Genomic DNA, 1,561 nt, shown 5'->3' on the forward strand with positions numbered 1-1,561 from the left:
GGGTGGTTGTTCGTTTGCTGTGAATCACACAGTGGACGCAGAACACAAAGTATTAGATGGTTAAGCCCTCGGCCTATTAGTACCGGTCAACTCAACACGTTACCGTGCTTACATCTCCGGCCTATCAACCCAGTAGTCTAGCTGGGAGCCTTACCCACTCAAGGTGGTGGGATACCTCATCTCGAAGCAGGCTTCCCGCTTAGATGCTTTCAGCGGTTATCCCTTCCGAACGTAGCCAACCAGCCGTGCCCTTGGCAGGACAACTGGCACACCAGAGGTTCGTCCGTCCCGGTCCTCTCGTACTAGGGACAGCCCTTCTCAAGTATCCAACGCGCACGGCGGATAGGGACCGAACTGTCTCACGACGTTCTAAACCCAGCTCGCGTACCGCTTTAATGGGCGAACAGCCCAACCCTTGGGACCTGCTACAGCCCCAGGATGCGACGAGCCGACATCGAGGTGCCAAACCATCCCGTCGATATGGACTCTTGGGGAAGATCAGCCTGTTATCCCCGGGGTACCTTTTATCCGTTGAGCGACACCGCTTCCACACGCAAGTGCCGGATCACTAGTCCCGACTTTCGTCCCTGCTCGACCCGTCAGTCTCACAGTCAAGCTCCCTTGTGCACTTACACTCAACACCTGATTGCCAACCAGGCTGAGGGAACCTTTGGGCGCCTCCGTTACCCTTTAGGAGGCAACCGCCCCAGTTAAACTACCCACCAGACACTGTCCCTCGACCCGATCAGGGCCGCAAGTTAGATACCCAAACCCAACAGAGTGGTATTTCAACAATGACTCCACCCGAACTGGCGTCCGAGCTTCACAGTCTCCCACCTATCCTACACAATCGAATTCAGATACCAATGTCAAGCTATAGTAAAGGTCCCGGGGTCTTTCCGTCCTGCCGCGCGTAACGAGCATCTTTACTCGTACTGCAATTTCGCCGGGCCTGTGGTTGAGACAGTGGGGAAGTCGTTACGCCATTCGTGCAGGTCGGAACTTACCCGACAAGGAATTTCGCTACCTTAGGATGGTTATAGTTACCACCGCCGTTTACTGGCGCTTAAGTTCTCCGCCTCGCCCCGAAGAGCTAACAGGTCCCCTTAACGTTCCAGCACCGGGCAGGCGTCAGTCCATATACATCGTCTTACGACTTGGCATGGACCTGTGTTTTTAGTAAACAGTCGCTTCCCCCTGCTCTCTGCGGCCATACCACGCTCCACCAGCAAGTGGCTTCACGCGTCCGGCCCCCCTTCTCCCTAAGTTACGGGGGCAATTTGCCGAGTTCCTTAACCACAGTTCACCCGTCGCCTCGGTATTCTCTACCTGACCACCTGTGTCGGTTTAGGGTACGGGCCGCTCGAAACATCGCTAGAGGCTTTTCTCGGCAGCATAGGATCAATGACTTCACCAGAACGGCTCGGCATCACGTCTCAGCCTATTGCCATGCGGATTTGCCTACATGACGGCCTACACGCTTACCCCGGCACAACCACCGGCCGGGATCATCTACCTTCCTGCGTCACCCCATCACTAAACTACTACCCAACAAGGTCCC

Annotated in this window: 1 rRNA gene (cut by a window edge); it reads right to left on the reverse strand. The window is 55.6% G+C overall.

Going from position 1 to position 1,561, the window contains the following annotated elements:
• Window positions 1–56 precede the first annotated feature (56 nt).
• A 23S ribosomal RNA gene (locus tag ACH442_RS47795) occupies window positions 57–1,561 on the reverse strand (it continues 1,627 nt past the right edge of the window).

Source organism: Actinoplanes sp. NPDC020271 (assembly GCF_044388125.1).
In the GTDB taxonomy this organism is placed as follows: Bacteria; Actinomycetota; Actinomycetes; order Mycobacteriales; family Micromonosporaceae; genus Actinoplanes.